This window comes from Pseudomonas sp. FW305-25 (genome assembly GCF_017351415.1).
In the GTDB taxonomy this organism is placed as follows: domain Bacteria; phylum Pseudomonadota; class Gammaproteobacteria; order Pseudomonadales; family Pseudomonadaceae; genus Aquipseudomonas; species Aquipseudomonas chlororaphis.
This window is the reverse complement of sequence record NZ_JACNDE010000002.1, coordinates 222777-240698: the sequence shown is the minus strand read 5'-3', so window position 1 is coordinate 240698 and position 17922 is coordinate 222777. Positions and strand designations below refer to the sequence as shown.

The 17922-nt window shown below is 63.3% G+C and carries 20 protein-coding genes; 11 read left to right on the top strand and 9 right to left on the bottom strand.

Going from position 1 to position 17922, the window contains the following annotated elements:
• Positions 1–11: 11 nt before the first annotated feature.
• On the bottom strand, positions 12–422 hold the full coding sequence (locus J4E58_RS03440; protein WP_087089682.1) for an acetyl-CoA sensor PanZ family protein: 411 nt from the start codon (positions 420–422) through the stop codon (positions 12–14).
• A gap of 378 nt (positions 423–800) precedes the next feature.
• On the opposite strand from J4E58_RS03440, the gene J4E58_RS03435 reads away from it, so the two are divergent.
• From J4E58_RS03435 to J4E58_RS03405, 7 genes are all read left to right on the top strand, one after another.
• The gene (locus tag J4E58_RS03435) at positions 801–2462 is read left to right on the top strand and encodes an OFA family MFS transporter (protein ID WP_087089685.1); all 1662 of its coding nucleotides are present in this window, start codon (positions 801–803) and stop codon (positions 2460–2462) included.
• Between the two features lie 332 nt (positions 2463–2794).
• On the top strand, positions 2795–3388 hold the full coding sequence (hisB, locus tag J4E58_RS03430; protein WP_087089687.1) for an imidazoleglycerol-phosphate dehydratase HisB: 594 nt from the start codon (positions 2795–2797) through the stop codon (positions 3386–3388).
• Positions 3388–4026 (top strand): imidazole glycerol phosphate synthase subunit HisH, encoded by a 639-nt coding sequence (gene hisH / locus J4E58_RS03425; protein WP_009041756.1) that lies wholly within the window; start codon positions 3388–3390, stop codon positions 4024–4026. The genes hisB and hisH overlap by 1 nt, the downstream gene beginning before the upstream one ends.
• Positions 4027–4287: a DUF2164 domain-containing protein gene (locus tag J4E58_RS03420; protein ID WP_087089689.1), complete on the top strand. Its 261-nt coding sequence runs from the start codon at positions 4027–4029 to the stop codon at positions 4285–4287.
• Between the two features lie 101 nt (positions 4288–4388).
• Positions 4389–5138 carry a 1-(5-phosphoribosyl)-5-[(5-phosphoribosylamino)methylideneamino]imidazole-4-carboxamide isomerase gene (gene hisA, locus J4E58_RS03415; RefSeq protein ID WP_087089691.1) on the top strand — a complete coding sequence of 250 codons (750 nt, stop codon included), beginning with the start codon at positions 4389–4391 and terminating at the stop codon, positions 5136–5138.
• Between the two features lie 85 nt (positions 5139–5223).
• The gene (gene hisF / locus J4E58_RS03410; protein WP_007921812.1) at positions 5224–5994 is read left to right on the top strand and encodes an imidazole glycerol phosphate synthase subunit HisF; all 771 of its coding nucleotides are present in this window, start codon (positions 5224–5226) and stop codon (positions 5992–5994) included.
• Positions 5995–6057: 63 nt separating this feature from the next.
• A complete protein-coding gene (locus J4E58_RS03405) occupies positions 6058–6813 on the top strand; it encodes an ABC transporter substrate-binding protein (protein WP_037033848.1) in 756 nt (251 codons plus the stop codon).
• Between the two features lie 72 nt (positions 6814–6885).
• On the opposite strand, the gene J4E58_RS03400 is transcribed toward J4E58_RS03405, so the two are convergent.
• From J4E58_RS03400 to gpmI, 4 genes are all read right to left on the bottom strand, one after another.
• Positions 6886–7644 (bottom strand): divergent polysaccharide deacetylase family protein, encoded by a 759-nt coding sequence (locus J4E58_RS03400; RefSeq protein WP_087089693.1) that lies wholly within the window; start codon positions 7642–7644, stop codon positions 6886–6888.
• A gap of 166 nt (positions 7645–7810) precedes the next feature.
• On the bottom strand, positions 7811–9121 hold the full coding sequence (locus J4E58_RS03395; protein WP_009041761.1) for a S41 family peptidase: 1311 nt from the start codon (positions 9119–9121) through the stop codon (positions 7811–7813).
• A 31-nt stretch (positions 9122–9152) separates the two neighbouring features.
• Positions 9153–10439: a murein hydrolase activator EnvC gene (locus tag J4E58_RS03390; protein WP_087089695.1), complete on the bottom strand. Its 1287-nt coding sequence runs from the start codon at positions 10437–10439 to the stop codon at positions 9153–9155.
• A 136-nt stretch (positions 10440–10575) separates the two neighbouring features.
• Positions 10576–12105 (bottom strand): 2,3-bisphosphoglycerate-independent phosphoglycerate mutase, encoded by a 1530-nt coding sequence (gene gpmI, locus J4E58_RS03385; protein WP_087089697.1) that lies wholly within the window; start codon positions 12103–12105, stop codon positions 10576–10578.
• A 151-nt stretch (positions 12106–12256) separates the two neighbouring features.
• Here gpmI and J4E58_RS03380 point away from each other — a divergent pair, with 151 nt between their 5' ends.
• Genes J4E58_RS03380 through secB form a run of 3 tightly spaced genes read left to right on the top strand, consistent with a single transcriptional unit; the run spans position 12257 to position 13465 of the window.
• Entirely contained in the window at positions 12257–12670 is a 414-nt protein-coding gene (locus J4E58_RS03380; protein WP_007930821.1) for a rhodanese-like domain-containing protein, read from the top strand.
• 1 nt (position 12671) lies between these two features.
• Positions 12672–12926 carry a glutaredoxin 3 gene (gene grxC, locus J4E58_RS03375; protein WP_007930824.1) on the top strand — a complete coding sequence of 85 codons (255 nt, stop codon included), beginning with the start codon at positions 12672–12674 and terminating at the stop codon, positions 12924–12926.
• A gap of 56 nt (positions 12927–12982) precedes the next feature.
• Complete coding sequence (gene secB, locus J4E58_RS03370; RefSeq protein WP_007930826.1) at positions 12983–13465, top strand: protein-export chaperone SecB; 483 nt, start codon at positions 12983–12985, stop codon at positions 13463–13465.
• Here secB and J4E58_RS03365 read toward each other — a convergent pair.
• Both J4E58_RS03365 and trmL read right to left on the bottom strand, forming a co-directional pair.
• Positions 13459–13608 carry a hypothetical protein gene (locus J4E58_RS03365; protein WP_155500330.1) on the bottom strand — a complete coding sequence of 50 codons (150 nt, stop codon included), beginning with the start codon at positions 13606–13608 and terminating at the stop codon, positions 13459–13461. The two genes, secB and J4E58_RS03365, sit on opposite strands and share 7 nt — an antisense overlap.
• 9 nt (positions 13609–13617) lie before the next feature.
• Complete coding sequence (gene trmL, locus J4E58_RS03360; RefSeq protein ID WP_087089699.1) at positions 13618–14073, bottom strand: tRNA (uridine(34)/cytosine(34)/5-carboxymethylaminomethyluridine(34)-2'-O)-methyltransferase TrmL; 456 nt, start codon at positions 14071–14073, stop codon at positions 13618–13620.
• Between trmL and J4E58_RS03355 the strand changes: the two genes are divergently transcribed.
• Positions 14072–14512 (top strand): hypothetical protein, encoded by a 441-nt coding sequence (locus J4E58_RS03355; protein WP_087089702.1) that lies wholly within the window; start codon positions 14072–14074, stop codon positions 14510–14512. The genes trmL and J4E58_RS03355 overlap by 2 nt on opposite strands.
• Positions 14513–15322: 810 nt before the next feature.
• Here the strand turns inward: J4E58_RS03355 and ntrC are convergent.
• Both ntrC and glnL read right to left on the bottom strand, forming a co-directional pair.
• On the bottom strand, positions 15323–16759 hold the full coding sequence (gene ntrC, locus J4E58_RS03350; RefSeq protein WP_007929941.1) for a nitrogen regulation protein NR(I): 1437 nt from the start codon (positions 16757–16759) through the stop codon (positions 15323–15325).
• Positions 16756–17841: a nitrogen regulation protein NR(II) gene (gene glnL / locus J4E58_RS03345; protein ID WP_007929942.1), complete on the bottom strand. Its 1086-nt coding sequence runs from the start codon at positions 17839–17841 to the stop codon at positions 16756–16758. Before glnL ends, ntrC begins: the two co-directional genes overlap by 4 nt.
• Positions 17842–17922: the final 81 nt, after the last annotated feature.

The window sequence follows — 17922 nt, the reverse complement described above, 5'->3', positions numbered from 1 at the left end:
CTGGCCGCTGGTCACTGATCGCTTTGCAGCACATCCAGCGGTATCTGCAGCTTGGCCGCCAGCGCCTGGGCTTCGAGGTGCCCGGCGGGGGCCAGCAGGCGCAAGGTGGCGCCGTGCCGGGCGGCCATTGTCCGGGCCTCGCTCACCAGTCGCTCGGCCACGCCGCGACGCCGGGTGATCTTGCGCACACACAATTGGGACAGGTGCCAGACGTCTTGGTGCCGTTGCAGGCGGGCGGCGCCCAGCAGGCGGTCGTTGAAGCGCCCGGCGATCAGGCTGCCGTCGCCCAGGGCGGTCTCGATCAGTTCCATATCGTCGCGCTGCGGGGCGAACAGCCAGGGCGGAGCGTCGCGGTAGATCTTCTGCAGGTCCTGCTGATCCTGATAGCTGATTTCTTTCAGCGACTCGACAACGATGGGCATGGGGAATCCTGTGCAGAGCGAAGGAATGGCTGGCCATTATCGACAGCAGCGCATGGGCTGGCGAGGGGCAGGCTTCTGTAGGAGCGAGGCTTGCCCGCGAAGCGTTCTGCCTGACACACCGCATAACGCCCATCGCCGGCAAGCCTGGCTCCTACAGAAGCGCTGTTGCCGTCTTGCGGAGCAGATGACGCTGAAAAGGTGATGGCAGTTTGCTTTTTCTGTCACGAGCAAATGGTAATCTCTCGCAGTTCATCTGCCCTTCCGCGACCAAAAGTCGCACTCTATGGAGCTTCACTCGATAAAACGACCACGTCTGCGTGCAAAGGTCGTGAGTGAAGAGTGGCCGGCGAATAATTCCAATAATTGGGGGAAACACTCATGAGCACTAGCACCGAGGCGGGCGCGATTGCCGCCCAGCCGGCGTTCTTGTCCAAAGAACGCATCATCGCCAAGCCCGGTTTCAACCGTTGGCTGGTTCCACCGGCCGCTCTGGCCATCCACCTGTGCATCGGCATGGCCTACGGCTTCTCGGTGTTCTGGTTGCCGCTGTCCAAGGCCCTGGGCGTGACCGCCCCGGTGGCCTGCGCCCCGGACATGAGCTTTATCGCGCAGGTCTTTTCGTCCCAGTGCGACTGGCCGATCTCGATGCTCGGCTGGATCTACACCCTGTTCTTCATCTTCCTCGGCTGCTCCGCGGCGATCTGGGGCGGCTGGCTGGAACACGCCGGCCCGCGCAAGGCCGGTGTGGTATCGGCGCTGTGCTGGTGCGGCGGCCTGCTGATTTCGGCGCTGGGTATCTATACCCACCAGATCTGGCTGATGTGGCTCGGCTCCGGCGTGATCGGCGGTATCGGCCTGGGCCTGGGCTACATCTCGCCGGTGTCGACCCTGATCAAGTGGTTCCCGGACAAGCGCGGCATGGCCACCGGCATGGCGATCATGGGCTTCGGCGGTGGTGCGATGGTCGGTGCGCCATTGGCGGCGGCACTGATGAGCCACTTCGCTTCGCCAACCGGCGTCGGCGTCTGGCAGAGCTTCCTGGTGATGGCGGCGATCTACTTCGTGTTCATGATCGGTGGCGCGCTGTCGTACCGCGTACCGCCGACTGGCTGGAAGCCTGAGGGCTGGACCCCGCCGGCGAAAAAAGCCGCGAACGCGATGATCACCCACCGTCATGTGCATGTGAACGTGGCCTGGAAAACCCCGCAGTTCCGCCTGGTATGGCTGGTGCTGTGCCTGAACGTTTCCGCGGGTATCGGCATCCTCGGCATGGCTTCGCCGCTGTTGCAGGAAGTCTTCGCCGGCAAGCTGCTGGGCAATGAACTGGCCTTCGGTCAGCTGGATGCCTCGCAACTGGCGTCGATCGCCGCGATCGCCGCCGGCTTCACCGGTCTGCTGAGCCTGTTCAACATCGGTGGTCGCTTCTTCTGGGCGTCGTTCTCCGACTACCTGGGGCGCAAGAACACCTACTTCGTGTTCTTCGCCCTGGGTTTTGCCCTGTATGCGCTGATCCCGAACCTCGGGCACCTGGGCAACGTCGCGCTGTTCGTAGCGGCGTTCTGCATCATCCTGTCGATGTACGGCGGCGGTTTCGCCACGGTTCCGGCCTACCTGGCGGACCTGTTCGGCACCCAGATGGTGGGCGCGATCCACGGTCGCCTGCTGACCGCCTGGGCGGCGGCGGGCGTGCTTGGCCCGGTGCTGGTGAACTACCTGCGTGAGTATCAGCTGAGCATCGGTGTCGAGCGCGCCGCGGCCTACGACATCACCCTGTACATCCTCGCCGGCCTGCTGGTGCTGGGCTTCCTGTGCAACCTGCTGGTGCGTCCGGTGGCCGACAAGTACTTCATGAGCGACGCCGAGCTGGCCGCCGAACAGGCGCTGGGCCATGACAAGGGCGCGGACAGCACCACCGTGCTGGAGTGGAAGGCCTCGTCCGGCAGCGTGCCGCTGGCGGTCGCCGCCTGGCTGGTGGTGGGTATTCCGCTGGCGTGGGGCGTGTGGGTCACCCTGCAGAAGACCGCGGTGTTGTTCCACTAAGTGATTGCGCCTGGTACTGCTGCCAGGCGCATCGACTTTTTTCTGTAGGAGCGAGGCTTGCCCGCGAACAGGATCGCGCGGTGCATCAGGTATACCCCGCTATCGTTCGCTCATCGCGGGCAAGCCTCGCTCCTACAGAAGATTTGCGATCGGCCGTGGGCTTTCGGGAGGCTTCGGTAGCGGCCATCGATTTCATATTGCTTGTCATGACAGGTACAGCCCCGGCTTTATTGGCTTCAGCCCGTCAGGATCTTGTCCTGCGTGTTCCTGTTTAGCCGCCGTCCGGCCTATAATGTTCGCCTTTTTCGCCCAATGATTTTGCGGAGCTGGTGATGGCCGAACGTAAGGCGTCCGTCGAGCGCGACACTCTGGAAACCCAGATCAAAGCCTCGATCAACCTGGATGGCACCGGAAAGGCCCGATTCGATATCGGGGTTCCCTTCCTTGAGCACATGCTGGACCAGATCGCCCGTCACGGGCTGATCGACATGGATATCGAAAGCAAAGGCGACTTGCATATCGACGACCACCACACCGTGGAGGATGTCGGTATCACCCTGGGTCAGGCCTTCACCAAAGCCATCGGCGACAAGAAGGGCATCCGTCGCTACGGCCACGCCTATGTGCCGCTCGATGAAGCGCTGTCGCGCGTGGTGATCGACTTCTCCGGCCGCCCTGGCCTGCAGATGCACGTGCCTTACACCCGCGCCACCGTGGGCGGCTTCGATGTCGACCTGTTCCAGGAATTCTTCCAGGGCTTCGTCAACCACGCCAACGTCACCCTGCACATCGACAACCTGCGTGGGCACAACACCCACCACCAGATCGAAACCGTGTTCAAGGCTTTCGGCCGCGCGCTGCGCATGGCCGTGGAGCTGGATGACCGCATGGCCGGGCAGATGCCTTCGACCAAGGGCGTGCTGTAATGCAGACGGTCGCGGTTATCGATTACGGCATGGGCAACCTGCACTCGGTGGCCAAGGCCCTCGAGCATGTCGGCGCCGGCAAGGTGCTGATCACCAGCGATGCCGATGTGATTCGCGAAGCCGACCGGGTGGTCTTCCCCGGCGTCGGCGCGATTCGCGACTGCATGGCGGAGATCCGTCGCCTGGGCTTCGACGCGCTGGTGCGTGAAGTCAGCCAGGACCGTCCGTTCCTCGGCATCTGCGTGGGCATGCAGGCCTTGCTCGACCGCAGCGAAGAGAACGACGGCGTCGACTGCATCGGCCTGTTCCCCGGCCAGGTGAAGTTCTTCGGCAAGGGCCTGCATGAGGACGGCGAGCACCTGAAAGTCCCGCACATGGGCTGGAACGAAGTGAAACAGGCGGTGAGCCACCCGCTGTGGCACAACATCCCGGACCTGGCGCGCTTCTACTTCGTGCACAGCTACTACATCGCCGCCGGCAACGCGCGGCAGGTGGTCGGTAGCGGCCATTACGGCGTCGATTTCGCCGCGGCACTGGCCGAGGGCTCGCGCTTCGCCGTGCAGTTCCACCCGGAGAAAAGCCATACCCATGGCCTGCAATTGCTGCAGAACTTCGCGGCGTGGGACGGTCGCTGGTAAATGGCGGTCAAGAAGACCAAGGCGCCGATCCTGACCCTCACGCCCGAGCAGGAAAGTGAGGCCAATCACAAGATCCAGCGCTTCATGGCAGATCGCTTCGAGCTCGACCTGGGCTCGTTCGAGGCGGCCGAGATTCTTGAACTGTTTACCCGCGAAATTGCTCCGCACTATTACAACAGGGCGATTTTCGATGTGCAGGCCCAGCTCAAAGAGCGGTTCGAAAGCATCGAAAGCGACCTGTGGGCGCTCGAAAAAAATTAGGAGCAGCTGCAAGCCGCAAGCTTCAAGCTGCAAGAATTGGTACACCGCATGCTTGCAGCTTGTCGCTTGCAGCTTGCCGCTCTTTTGACGAAGGAAAAAGCATGCTGATTATCCCCGCTATCGATCTCAAAGACGGTGCCTGTGTACGTCTGCGCCAGGGCCGCATGGAAGATTCCACGGTGTTCTCCGATGACCCGGTGAGCATGGCTGCCAAGTGGGTGGAGGGCGGCTGCCGCCGTCTGCATCTGGTCGACCTGAACGGCGCCTTCGAAGGCCAGCCGGTCAACGGCGAAGTGGTCACCGCCATCGCCAAGCGCTACCCGAACCTGCCGATCCAGATCGGTGGCGGCATCCGCTCGCTGGAAACCATCGAGCACTACGTCAAGGCTGGCGTGAGCTACGTGATCATCGGCACCAAGGCGGTGAAAGAGCCGGAGTTCGTTGCGCAAGCCTGCCGCGCCTTCCCGGGCAAAGTGATCGTCGGCCTGGACGCCAAGGACGGCTTCGTCGCCACCGACGGCTGGGCCGAGGTCAGCAGCGTGCAGGTCATCGACCTGGCCAAGCGCTTCGAAGCCGATGGCGTGTCCGCCATCGTTTATACCGACATCGCCAAAGACGGCATGATGCAGGGCTGCAACGTACCCTTCACCGCCGCCCTGGCCGCTGCCACCAAGATCCCGGTGATCGCTTCCGGCGGTATCCACAACCTGGGCGACATCAAGGCCCTGCTGGATGCCAAGGCCCCGGGGATCATTGGCGCCATCACCGGCCGCGCGATTTATGAGGGCACGCTGGATGTGGCAGAGGCTCAAGCATTTTGTGATGGCTACGCGGCCAGCTCCAAGTCGTAAGCTGCAAGCTGCAAGTCAGGAGCGTGAACGCGATCCGCTCTTTCTTGCAGCTTGAAGCTTGAAGCTTGCAACTCGAGGATTAACCATGGCTTTAGCCAAACGCATAATTCCCTGCCTCGATGTCGACAACGGCCGGGTGGTCAAGGGCGTCAAGTTCGAGAACATCCGTGACGCCGGCGACCCGGTGGAAATCGCCCGTCGCTACGACGAGCAGGGCGCGGACGAGATTACCTTTCTCGACATCACCGCCAGCGTCGATGGCCGCGACACCACGCTGCATACCGTCGAGCGCATGGCCAGCCAGGTGTTCATCCCGCTGACCGTGGGCGGTGGCGTGCGCACCGTGCAGGACATCCGCAACCTGCTCAATGCCGGGGCGGACAAGGTCTCGATCAACACCGCGGCGGTGTTCAACCCCGAGTTCGTCGGCGAAGCGGCGCAGCATTTCGGCTCGCAGTGCATCGTCGTCGCCATCGATGCGAAGAAGGTTTCCGGGCCGGGCGAAACCCCGCGCTGGGAGATCTTCACCCACGGCGGGCGCAAACCCACCGGGCTGGACGCGGTGGAGTGGGCGAAGAAGATGGAAGGCCTGGGCGCCGGCGAAATCCTGCTGACCAGCATGGACCAGGACGGCATGAAGAACGGCTTCGACCTGGGTGTGACCCGCGCCATCAGCGATGCCCTGGGCATTCCGGTGATCGCCTCGGGCGGGGTCGGTAACCTGCAGCACCTGGCCGACGGCATCCTCGAAGGCCACGCCAGCGCGGTACTGGCGGCGAGCATCTTCCACTTCGGCGAGTACACGGTTCCGGAAGCCAAGGCTTATATGGCGCACCGCGGCATCGTCGTGCGGTAGCCACTGGACAGCATGGCGGGCTCGCGGCACTCTTGGGCACGCCATGGATTCCGGTAGCCCGTCATGTTCAAACGTCTTCTTCTTGTTCTTGCCAGCGCTTCGGTCCTCTTCGCCGCAGGCGCTCGCGCAGCACAAACGCCAGGCACCTCCCTGGTGCTGCTGACGGAAAACTTCCCCCCCTACAACATGGCCAAGAACGGCAAGAACTTCGCCCAGGGCGAGAATATCAACGGTATCGCCGTGGATATCGTCCGCGAAATGTTCAAGCGTGCCGGGATCAATTACAGCCTGACCCTGCGTTTTCCCTGGGAGCGCATCTACAAGCTCGCCCTGGAGCAGCCGGGGTATGGCGTGTTTGTCATGGCGCGGCTGCCGGACCGGGAGCCGCTGTTCAAATGGGTCGGCCCCATCGGCCCGGATGACTGGATCATGCTGGCCCGGGGCGATAGCAAGATCGCCCTGCAATCTCTGGAGCAGGCGCGCAAATACCGGATTGGCGCCTACAAGGGTGACGCCATTGCCGAGACCCTGGCCAAGCAAGGACTCAAGCCGCTGGTGGTGCTGAGGGACCAGGACAACGCCAGGAAGCTGGTTGGCGGCCAGATCGATCTATGGGCCACTGGCGATCCCGCCGGGCGCTATCTGGCCAGGCAGGAAGGCGTGACCGGGCTCAAGACCGTGCTGCGCTTCCACAGCGCCCAGCTGTACCTGGCGCTGAACAAAGAAGTCCCGGACGAGACCGTCGCCCGGCTGCAGGCCGCGCTGGATCAACTGCGCGAGGAGGGCGTGGTGGAAGAAATCATGGGGCGTTATCTGTAGAAGGGCAGCCGCAAGCTGCAAGCTTGGAGCTGCAAGTGACTTGAAGCTTGCAGCTTGAGGCTTGCAGCTGCTTCACCGATAGACCCCATCCTTGCCGTGCCCGACCATGGCCTTATTGCTGCGCACGCTGATCATCAACTTGATATCGATCCAGTCGATGCCCTGGGCCTTGAGCCTGGGCAGTTCGCGTTCGAGCACGGCCAGGGTCTGCGGGTAGGGATGGCCGATCACCACCGCCGAACCCTGCTTGCGCGCGAGGTTGATCGCGGTCTGCAACTGGGTGCCGATCGCCGCTTCGGTGCGTTCGTCGTCGAGGAACACATCGCGGGACACGCTGGCCAGGCCGATCTTCTGCGCCTCGGCGGCGGCCACGGTCTTGGCGCTGGTGCGGCTGTCGACAAAGAACTTGTGGCGGCGCTGCAATTCGGCCATCAGCCAGGCCATGGCCTGGGGCTGGGAGGTCATGCGGCTGCCCATGTGGTTGTTGATGCCGCTGGTGTAGGGCACGGCCTTGAAGGCGGCGTTGAGGCGCTTTTCCAGCTCTTCGATGGGCAGCTCGGGGTGCCAGGCGAAGGGCCCGGTGGCCGGGTCCATGGGCATGTGCAGGATGACGATCTTGCCGGCGCGATGGGCTTCGCGAGCGAACTCGGCGGCGTGGGGCGTGTCGGGCATGATCGCCGTGGTCACCGGGCCGGGCAGGGCGAGTACGCGGCGATCGCGGGGCAGGTTCTGCCCGAGGTCATCGATGATCAGGCTCAGGTAGGCCTTGCGCGGGGCGGGCTCGGTGGCCTGGGTCGAGGTGAAGGCGAGGAGGCACAGAAGCCCGATCATGAGCCTCCACGGCAACCGTTGGAGGGGTTGGCGTTGGTTGATCATGGGGATTTGAAGCATAGGGTTCGGGTAAAGCCTCGGCGGGGTGTGGCGGTCATCAGGGCGCTATCGCGAGCAAGCCTCGCTCCTGCAGAGGAGGCGGCGGGCTTGCTCGCGATGGGCTCCATCACTTGCTGCGGGTGATGCTCAGGCCCTTGAGCAGGCTGAGGGCCTGGGCCAGCTGGTAGTCGTCGTCCTGCGGCATCGGCTTGGGCTTGCTGCCGGAAGCGGTCGGCTTGTCGGCGCCGCCGTTGCCATTGCCCAAGTGGCCTTGCAGGTCGGCTTCCTTGAAGTACTCGTTGTCCTGCGCTTCGCTGGTGATCTTGGCGCGGCGCACCTCGATGTCCGGCACGATGCCCTGGGCCTGGATCGAACGGCCGTTCGGCGTGAAGTACAGCGCGGTGGTGATCTTCAGCGCACGGTCGTTGTTCAGCGGCAGTACGGTTTGCACCGAGCCCTTGCCGAAGCTGGTGGTACCCATCAGCACCGCGCGTTTCTGGTCCTGCAGGGCGCCGGCGACGATCTCCGAAGCCGAGGCGCTGCCACCGTTGATCAGTACCACCATCGGCACCGCTTCGCTTTCGTCCTTGCCGGTGGCGGAGAAGCGCAGCTCGGAGTTGGCGATGCGGCCCTTGGTGTAGACGATCAGGCCCTTGGTGATGAAGTGGTCGACCACTTCCACCGCCGATTGCAGCACGCCGCCCGGGTTGTTGCGCAAATCGAGGATGATGCCGTTGAGCTTCTTGCCGTTGTCCTTGCGCAGCTTGGCCAGGGCCTTGGAGACTTCCTCGCCGGTCTTGACCTGGAACTGGGTGATGCGGATGTAGCCGTAGCCCGACTCCAGCAGCTGGCTCTTCACGCTCTTCACCTGGATGGTGGCGCGGGCCAGGGTCACGTCGAACGGCGCACCGCCGTCGCGGACCAGGGTCAGGGTGATCTTCTGGCCGATCTTGCCGCGCATCTTGTCCACGGCTTCGGTCATGCTCTGGCCGCGGGTCGGCTGGCCGTTGATCTTGACGATCAGGTCGCCGGCCTGGATGCCGGCCTTGGACGCCGGAGTGTCGTCGATCGGCGACACCACCTTGATGATGCCGTCCTCGGCACCGACTTCGATGCCCAGGCCGCCGAACTCGCCGCTGGTGCTTTCCTGCAGCTCGGCGAAGTCTTCAGGGCCCAGGTAGGCCGAATGCGGGTCGAGGTTGCTGAGCATGCCCTTGATGGCGTTTTCCAGCAGGGTCTTGTCGTCGACGGGTTCGACATAGGCGGCCTTGATCCGGTCCATGACCTCGGCGAAGGTGCGCAGCTCTTCGAGCGGCAATGGCGCCTTGGTGGTCGTGGCGGCTGCCGACTGAGCGGTTTCGGCGGCGAACGCCAGGGGCGCACCGATCACCAGAGCGATCGTCAGGGCCAGCGAGGTGAGGCGGGACAAATGCAGCATGTCGAACGAACTCCTGAATGAGATGGCGCGCTTATCCTTGCGCGCGGCACCATTGTGCCGGGTCGCTTGGGCGACCCTGCTGGCGAATAGCGAAGTACAGTGCAGGCGCGCCCTGTCCGCCACTGCTACCGACAGTGGAGATGGACTCGCCGGCCTTGACGATATCGCCTGCTTCTTTAAGCAGCGTCTGGTTGTGTCCGTAGAGGCTCAAGTAGCCGTTGCCATGGTCGAGGATCACCAGCAGGCCGGCGCCGCGCAACCAGTCGGCGAACACTACACGGCCGCCATGGACGGCATGCACCTGGCTGCCGGCCGAGGCGCTGATCATCACCCCGTCCCACTTGGTCCGGGCATCGTCGCCGCGGCTTTCGCCGAAGCGCGCCAGCAGTCGACCATCAACCGGCCATGGAAGTTTTCCCCGGGATGAAGCAAAAGGGCCTCCATAGGAGGCGCCTGCGCTGGAAACCAAGGGGCCGGGCGTCGCTCGGGGCGGCTTGCTCGGGCTCTCGTCGGCATTGGCCTGGGCCTCACGCAAACGCTTTTTTTCGGCTTCCTGCTGGGCGATCAGCGCTTTCTGTCGCGCTTCCTCTGCCTCTCGGGCCTGGCGGGCCAGGGTTTCCTCGATGGTTTTCAGGACCTTGCCCAGATCGGCCTGGTCCTGTTCGCGGGCCTTGAGCTTGTCGCCACGGGCCTTCACGTCGTCATTGAGCTTGGCCAGGGCCACCTGGCGTTCCTTGCGGACCTTGTCGAGTTCTTCACGCTGGGTGTCGAGGCTGCTTTTCTGCACCAGCAGCTGGGCTTGCTGCAGGGAGATTTCCTTTTCGACATTGGCCAGCTGGCGCAGGGTCTCGTTGAAATTCTTCAGCTGCTCCAGGCGGGCCTGGCTCAGATAGTCGTAATAGGTGAGTGTGCGGGCGAATTTTTCCGGGTTCTGCTGGTTGAGCAGCAGCTTGAGGTACTCCTGACGGCCGTTCTGGTAGGCCGCGCGGGCCTGGATGGCGATCAGTCGTTGCTGTTCAATGCGCGCGCTCTGGAGTTTTTTTTTCTCCTCATCGAGTCGCTGCAGCTCGGATTCGCTTTTCTTCAGCTCTTTCTGCAGGGCATCGACCTGCTTTTCCAGCTTGCCCATCTCGGTTTCGGTGCCGCGCAGGTCTTTCTGCACGCCGGATTTTTCTTCCTGCAGCTTGCCCAGCAGCTTTTTCAGCTCGGCAATATCCTGACGCGTGGCGTCCAACTGCTGTTGGGTTTGCGCGCGCTCGTCGGCGAAGGCCGGTTGGAGCAGACAGATCAGAGCAAGGGTAATCAGGGCGCGAAGCATAGAGGCGGGCGACACCAGGGAAAGGGACGGCCTAGTATGCCCGCCCCTCGCTGCAAAAAAAACGCCTCAAAGCCAACTGCTTTGAGGCGTTCGTCATAAAAAGCCGTTTGCGGCCCATTATTCGGTCTTTTTGATATCAGACCAGTATCGAAGTGCCAGTCATTTCCGCGGGCTGCGGCAGGCCCAGCAGTTTCAGCATGGTCGGCGCCACGTCGGCCAGGACTCCGCCTTCACGGACTTTCAGGTCACGCTTGCCCACATAGATGAAGGGTACCGGCTCGCTGGTGTGGGCGGTGTGGGCCTGGCCGGTGGAAGCGTCGGACATCTGCTCGACGTTGCCGTGGTCGGCGGTGATCAGGGCTTCGCCGCCGACCTTTTCCAGGGCATCGACGATGCGGCCGACGCACAGGTCCAGGCATTCGACGGCCTTGACTGCCGCGTCGAACACGCCGCTGTGGCCGACCATGTCGCCGTTGGCGTAGTTGACCACGATCACGTCGTAGCGCTGGTTTTCGATGGCGTCGACGATCCGGTCGGTGACTTCCGGCGCGCTCATCTCCGGCTGCAGGTCGTAGGTGGCGACTTTCGGCGACGGGATCAGGATGCGTTCTTCGCCCGGGAACGGCTCTTCGCGGCCGCCGGAGAAGAAGAAGGTCACGTGGGCGTATTTTTCGGTTTCGGCGATGCGCAGCTGGGTCTTGCCGTTTTTCGCCAGGTAATCGCCCAGCACGTTTTCCAGGCTGCCCGGGGCAAAGGCCGAAGGGGCCGGAATGCTTGCCGCGTACTGGGTCAGCATGACGAAACCGGCCAGTTTCGGCTGGCGGGCGCGCTCGAATTCCTTGAAACCGTCCTCGACGAATACCCGGCTCAGCTCGCGGGCGCGGTCGGCGCGGAAGTTCATGAACACCACGGCGTCGCCGTCTTCGACTTTCACCGGCTCGCCGAGGGTAGTGGCCTTGACGAATTCGTCGCTCTCGCCACGCTCGTAGGCGGCTTGCAGGCCTTCCTGGGCGGTGGCGGCGTTGAATTCGCCCTTGCCGTCGACGATCAGGTTGTAGGCCTGGGCCACGCGGTCCCAGCGGTTGTCGCGGTCCATGGCGAAGTAGCGGCCGACCAGGCTGGCGATGCGGCCCTTGCCCAGGGTCTTGAAGGTTTCATCCAGCAGTTCGATCGACGAAGTGGCGCTTTTCGGCGGGGTGTCGCGGCCGTCGAGGAAGGCGTGCAGGTAGATCTTCTCGGCGCCACGCTTGAAGGCCAGTTCGGCCATGGCCACCAGATGGTCCTGGTGGCTGTGCACGCCGCCATCGGATAGCAGGCCGAGGATATGCACGGCCTTGCCGGCGGCCACGGCTTTATCCACGGCGGCGCAAATGGTCGGATTCTCGAAGAACTCGCCATCGCGGATGGCTTTGGTGACACGGGTGAAATCCTGGTACACCACGCGGCCGGCGCCGAGGTTCATGTGGCCGACTTCGGAGTTGCCCATCTGGCCGTCCGGCAGGCCGACATCCATGCCCGAACCCGAGATCAGGCCGTTCGGCACGCTGGCGCACAGGCGGTCGAGGACCGGCTTCTTGGCTGCATAGATAGCGTTGGATTCGTGGCTCTCGCTGTGACCGAAGCCATCCAGAATCATCAGGACCAAAGGTTTAGGCGTGGTAGTCATAGATTCCACTCGTGGCTGGATTGGGAGAATGTTGGAAAAAGGGAGTGGCAGTTTAAAGCGAAGTTCCGGTGGCGTCACCGCCGGGCGGGGTTTGGCCGACCCGGAGGGCTGTGTATACTGGCCGACATTTTAACGCCCTGGAACCTCCTTGATGGTTGCTCACCTGATTCAATTCGCCACTGAACACTACTTGCTCGTCGGCGCCTTCGTCATCTTGCTGGCTCTGTTGATCGCTCACGAGTTGAGCCGCGGCGGCCGCAGCCTCAGCACCCGTGAACTGACCGCGCTGGTGAACAGCGAGCAGGGCGTGGTGATCGATATCCGTCCGACCAAGGACTTCGCCGCGGGCCATATCGTCGGCGCGTTGAACATCCCTCAAGACAAACTGGCCGCCCGCGTGGGCGAGCTGGAAAAGCACAAGGCCAAGACCATCATTCTGGTCGACGCCCTGGGTCAGCACGCCGGCACCCACGCTCGCGAGCTGATGAAGTCCGGCTTCACCGCCGCCAAGCTGTCCGGCGGCGTTGGCAGCTGGAAAGCCGACAACCTGCCGCTGGTGAAGTGATATGGCTGCCGTCGTCGTCTATTCCAGCGATTACTGCCCCTACTGCTCGCGGGCCAAGTACCTGCTCGAGAACAAAGGCGTAGCCTTCGAAGAGATCAAGGTCGACGGCAAGCCGCAGGTTCGCGCCGAAATGGCCCAGAAGGCCGGGCGTACGTCCGTGCCGCAGATCTGGATCGGCAGCACCCATGTGGGCGGTTGTGACGATCTGTTCGCCCTGGAGCGCGCCGGCAAGCTCGACGCGCTGCTCGCGGCCTGACTGACCACCCAAGTTCAGCAAACCCTACATGACCCCGAGATCAAGAAGGATCTGAGATGACTGACCAACAGAACACCGCTGCGACCGAAGACGAATCCGCACCGCAATTCTCGCTGCAGCGTATCTATGTGCGTGACCTGTCTTTCGAAGCTCCGAAAAGCCCGGCGATCTTCCGCCAGCAGTGGGAGCCGAGCGTCGGCCTGGACCTGAACACCCGTCAGAAGGCGCTGGAAGAGGGTTTCCACGAAGTCGTGCTGACCCTGTCGGTCACCGTGAAGAACGGCGACGAAGTGGCGTTCATTGCCGAAGTGCAACAGGCCGGTATCTTCCTGATCAAGAACCTGGACGACGCTTCGATGAGCCACACCCTGGGCGCGTTCTGCCCGAACATCCTGTTCCCGTACGCTCGCGAAGCGCTGGACAGCCTGGTGACCCGCGGTTCGTTCCCGGCCCTGATGCTGGCTCCGGTGAACTTCGACGCGCTGTACGCGCAAGAGCTGCAACGCCTGCAGGCGGCCGGTGAAGGCACCGTTCAGTAAGAGCTTTGCCCGAGCATGAAAAAAGCGCCGTTAAAGGCGCTTTTTTCATGCTCGGGCGAAACATTCGGGTAGGAGCGAGGCTTGCCCGCGATGGGGCCGACGCGAAACGTCTGAAGCACTGCGTTATCGTTCATCGCGAGCAAGCTTCGCTCCTACTTGAACCCCATCTGGCGCCAGGCTTCGTAGACAGCCACCGCCACGGTGTTGGACAGGTTCAGGCTGCGGCAGCCTTCGCGCATGGGTAGGCGCAGGCGTTGTTCGGCGGGCAGGGCGTCCAGTACCTCGGCGGGCAGGCCACGGCTTTCCGGGCCGAACAGGAAGGCATCGCCCTCGGCGAAGCTGGCGTCGTGGAAAGGTCGCGAGCCCTTGGTGGTGAAGGCGAACAGGCGCGGATGGCCTAGGCTTTCAAGACAGCTGGCGAGGTCGGCATGGCGCTGCAGGGTGGCGTACTCGTGGTAGTCGAGGCCGGCCCGGCGCAGGCGCTTGTCGTCCATTTCGAAACCCAGCGGTTCGATCAAATGCAGGTGGCAGCCGCTATTGGCGCACAGCCTGATTACATTGCCGGTATTCGGCGGAATTTCTGGTTGAAAAAGGATGACGTGAAACATGCACGGCTCCGAAGAAAAAGACAGGCCGCATTCTACGCCTGAAGCGGACGTCCGGCCGAAGCTAATGCTGCGGGTATTCGGCTCGCTGGCGATCTTTGGCGTGATGGTCGGGTTGATGATCGGTCGCCTCACCACCCCGGACCCCACCGAATTGCAGGAAGTGCAGGCTCGGCCTAATGCCCTGGTGGTGTGGTTCAACAACGAGCCCAAGGTTCATGGCGAGCACATCGACGGGGCCGTGGCGCTGTTGTTCGAGGCCGAGGGGCGGGCGCAAAAGGGCCAGTTGAAGATCAACGACAAGGATGCCAACTGGCGGGTGCGGGCGGCTGAGGAAGGGTTGCTGTTGAACGTGGTCGCAGCAAGAGCGCTGCACGCCGAGTGGTCGGGCAGCGAGGTCGACGGGCGCTGGCGCCTGGAAGTCCAGCTGCGCGAGGAATAAAAGAGGGGATTCCCGGCCTGCCTGTACCAAGGTCCCCAAAAGCGTGAGGGCTGGGCGCTGATTGCGCCGGGCCCGGTGTAAAGAGGGGAAGCCCCGGCCTGCCTGTACCAAGGTTCCCAAAAGCGTGAGGGCCGCGCTGATTGCGCTGGGCCCGGTGTAAAGAGGGAATCCCCGGCCTGCCTGTACCAAGGTTCCCGAAACGGGTGGGGCTCGTCGCTGTGAGCGTGATGAGCCCGGGTGTTAAAGAGGGAATCCCTGGCCTGCCTGTACCAGGGTTCCCCAAACCGGGTGGAACCCGTCGCTGCGAGCGGTATGGGTTCCGGGTGTAAAGAAGGGGATTCTCGGCCTGCCTGTACCAAGGTCCCCAAAACGGGTGAGTGACTGCACTCATGATCTTGTCTTTGCAGGGGGCGTGCCAATTTCGGCTTAAACGGTTAAGCGAATTTTCAAGAAAAGCTGAAAGCCCCGGTTTACGGGGCTTTCGCCGTTTTGTGGATATGTTCTTGCGAGAAAAATCGAGATCGCCCACGGGGAAATCCCACGCCCAGCTGCGCATTCGGGCAGTGCAGGCTCACCATTGCGGTGCACAAAAAGCTTCGCGGGCAAGCCTCGCTCCTACAGAACACCTTCATCTGTAGGAGCGAGGCTTGCCCGCGATTGGATCTGTCATTCGGCACAGCCCGAATGCCTTGCACTGTAGCCGCTGCCGAAGGCTGCGATCGCGACCGAAGGGCGCGCAGGATCTCAAGATCGCTGAAGGCCTTCGGCCTTATCGCAGCCTGCGGCAGCGGCTACAGGGGGTTACGCGGCTCAGCCCTCGTCGCTGTCGTCGTCATCCCCGCCGTCGACCTTCATGCCCAACTCCTTGATCTTGCGCGTCAGGGTGTTGCGGCCCCAGCCCAGCAGCACGGCGGCGTCGCGGCGGCGGCCGGCGGTGTGCTTGAGGGCAGTCTCGATCATGATCCGCTCGAAGCTTGGCACCGCGCTGTCCAGCAGGCTCGACTGGCCGCGTGCCAGGGCCTGGTCGGCCCACTGGCGCAGGGCCTGTTCCCAGTTGGTCACTGGCGCCGAATCCTGGGGCAGGCTCAGCAGCTCCGGCGGCAGGTCGCTGATATGCACCTCGCGACCCGAAGCCATCACGGTGATCCAGCGGCAGGTGTTCTCCAGCTGGCGCACGTTGCCGGGCCACGGCAGGTTCTTCAGGTATTCCTCGGTCTCGCTTTTCAGCAGCTTGGGCTCGACGGCCAGCTCCTGGGCGGCGCGGCTGAGGAAGTGCTTGGCCAGGGTCGGAATGTCTTCGCGACGGTCCGACAGGCGCGGGATATGGATGCGGATCACGTTCAGGCGGTGGAACAGGTCCTCGCGGAACTTGCCGGCGTGCACCAGGGTTTCCAGGTTCTGGTGGGTCGCGGCGATGATGCGCACGTCGACCTTGACCGGCGTATGCCCGCCGACCCGGTAGAACTCGCCGTCGGCCAGCACCCGCAGCAGGCGGGTCTGGGTGTCGGCCGGCATGTCGCCGATCTCGTCGAGGAACAGGGTGCCGCCGTCGGCCTGTTCGAAGCGCCCGCGCCGCAGGTTGGCCGCGCCGGTGAAGGCGCCTTTTTCATGGCCGAACAGCTCGGATTCCATCAGGTCCTTGGGGATCGCCGCCATGTTCAGCGCGATGAACGGCGAAGCCGCTCGCGGGCTGTGGCGGTGCAGGGCGTGGGCCACCAGCTCTTTACCGGTACCGGACTCACCGTTGATCAGCACGGTGATGTTGGAATGGCTGAGGCGACCGATGGCGCGGAATACCTCCTGCATCGCCGGCGCTTCACCGATGATTTCCGGGGTGCGGGCCAGCGCCGGGATCACTTCCAGGCCCTGCTGCTCCTGGGCGTGCTGGTTGGCGCGCTTGACCAGGGACACTGCTTCGTCGACATCGAACGGCTTGGGCAGGTACTCGAAGGCGCCGCCCTGATAGGAGGCGACAGCGCTGTCCAGGTCGGAGTGCGCGGTCATGATGATCACCGGCAGGCGCGGGTGCTGCTCGCGGATCCGCGCCAGCAGGTCCAGGCCACTGGCGCCGGGCATGCGGATGTCGGAAATGATCACGTCCGGTTGCTGGCGGGCCAGGCGACTCATCACACCATCGGCGCTATCGAAGCTCTGGGTGGTCATGCCTTCCTGTTGCAAGGCTTTCTCCAGAACCCAACGGATAGAACGGTCGTCATCGACGATCCACACGGTTTCACTACGGCTCATGTCGATGGGGCTCCTTGTTCCAGTGGCAGAAAGATCGAGAACGTGGTGTGGCCGGGATGGCTGTCACACTCGATCAGGCCCTGGTGCTGGCTGATGATGTTCTGGGTAATGGCCAGGCCCAGCCCGGTACCGTCCGGACGGCCGCTGACCATGGGGAAGAAGATGGTTTCCTGGAGTTCCGCAGGGATCCCCGGGCCGTTGTCGATGATCTCGATCTTGGTCACCAGGCGGTGGCGCACGTGGCCGATGGTGAACTGGCGCATGGTGCGGGTGCGCAGGCTGATGCGGCCCAGGCGCAGCTCGTTCTGGCTGCTGATGGCCTGCATGGCGTTGCGCACGATGTTGAGCACCGCCTGGATCATCTGTTCGCGGTCGATCAGTACATCGGGAATGCTCGGGTCGTAGTCGCGCACCAGGGTGATGCAGCCCTGGCTTTCGGCTTCCACCAGGCTGCTCACGCGCTCCAGCACTTCGTGCACGTTGCACAGGGCCAGCGACGGCAGCTTGTTGGAACCGAGCATGCGGTCCACCAGGTTCCGCAGGCGGTCGGCCTCTTCGATGATGACGTTGGTGTAGTCCTTGAGGTTCTCGTCCGGCAGTTCGCGGGCCAGCAACTGGGCGGCGCCGCGAATCCCGCCGAGGGGGTTCTTGATCTCGTGGGCCAGGCCGCGCACCAGCATCTTGCTGGTTTCCTGCTTGGACAACTGGGCCTCTTCCTTGGTGATCCGCAGGAGGCGGTCACGGGGGTGGACTTCCAGCAACAGCAGGGTGTCGCCATTGCTCAGGATCGGCGTCACCGCATAGTCCACGGTCAGGGTCTGGCCGGTCAGCGCGGTGAGCATGGCTTCGCGCTTGGTGAACGGGTGCGCCTGCTCCACCGCCTGGCGCAGGGAACTCAGGGCTTCGGCCGACTCGGTGAACAGTTCGCTGATGAATTGCCCATGGCTGCGCTGGCCACTGATGGCCAACAACATCTCCGCCGCCGGGTTCATGTACTCAAGGCGCAGGTCGGCGTTGAGCAGGATGGTCGCGGTGGTCAGGTTGTCGAGTAGCAAGCGGTGCAGTTGATCGCTGATGGTCATGGGTAAATGTTGACCTCTTTTGAAACAAGGCAATCCCGGGCCGGCCCAGGATTGCGCGCGCGAACAAGGCGCTGGTATCGA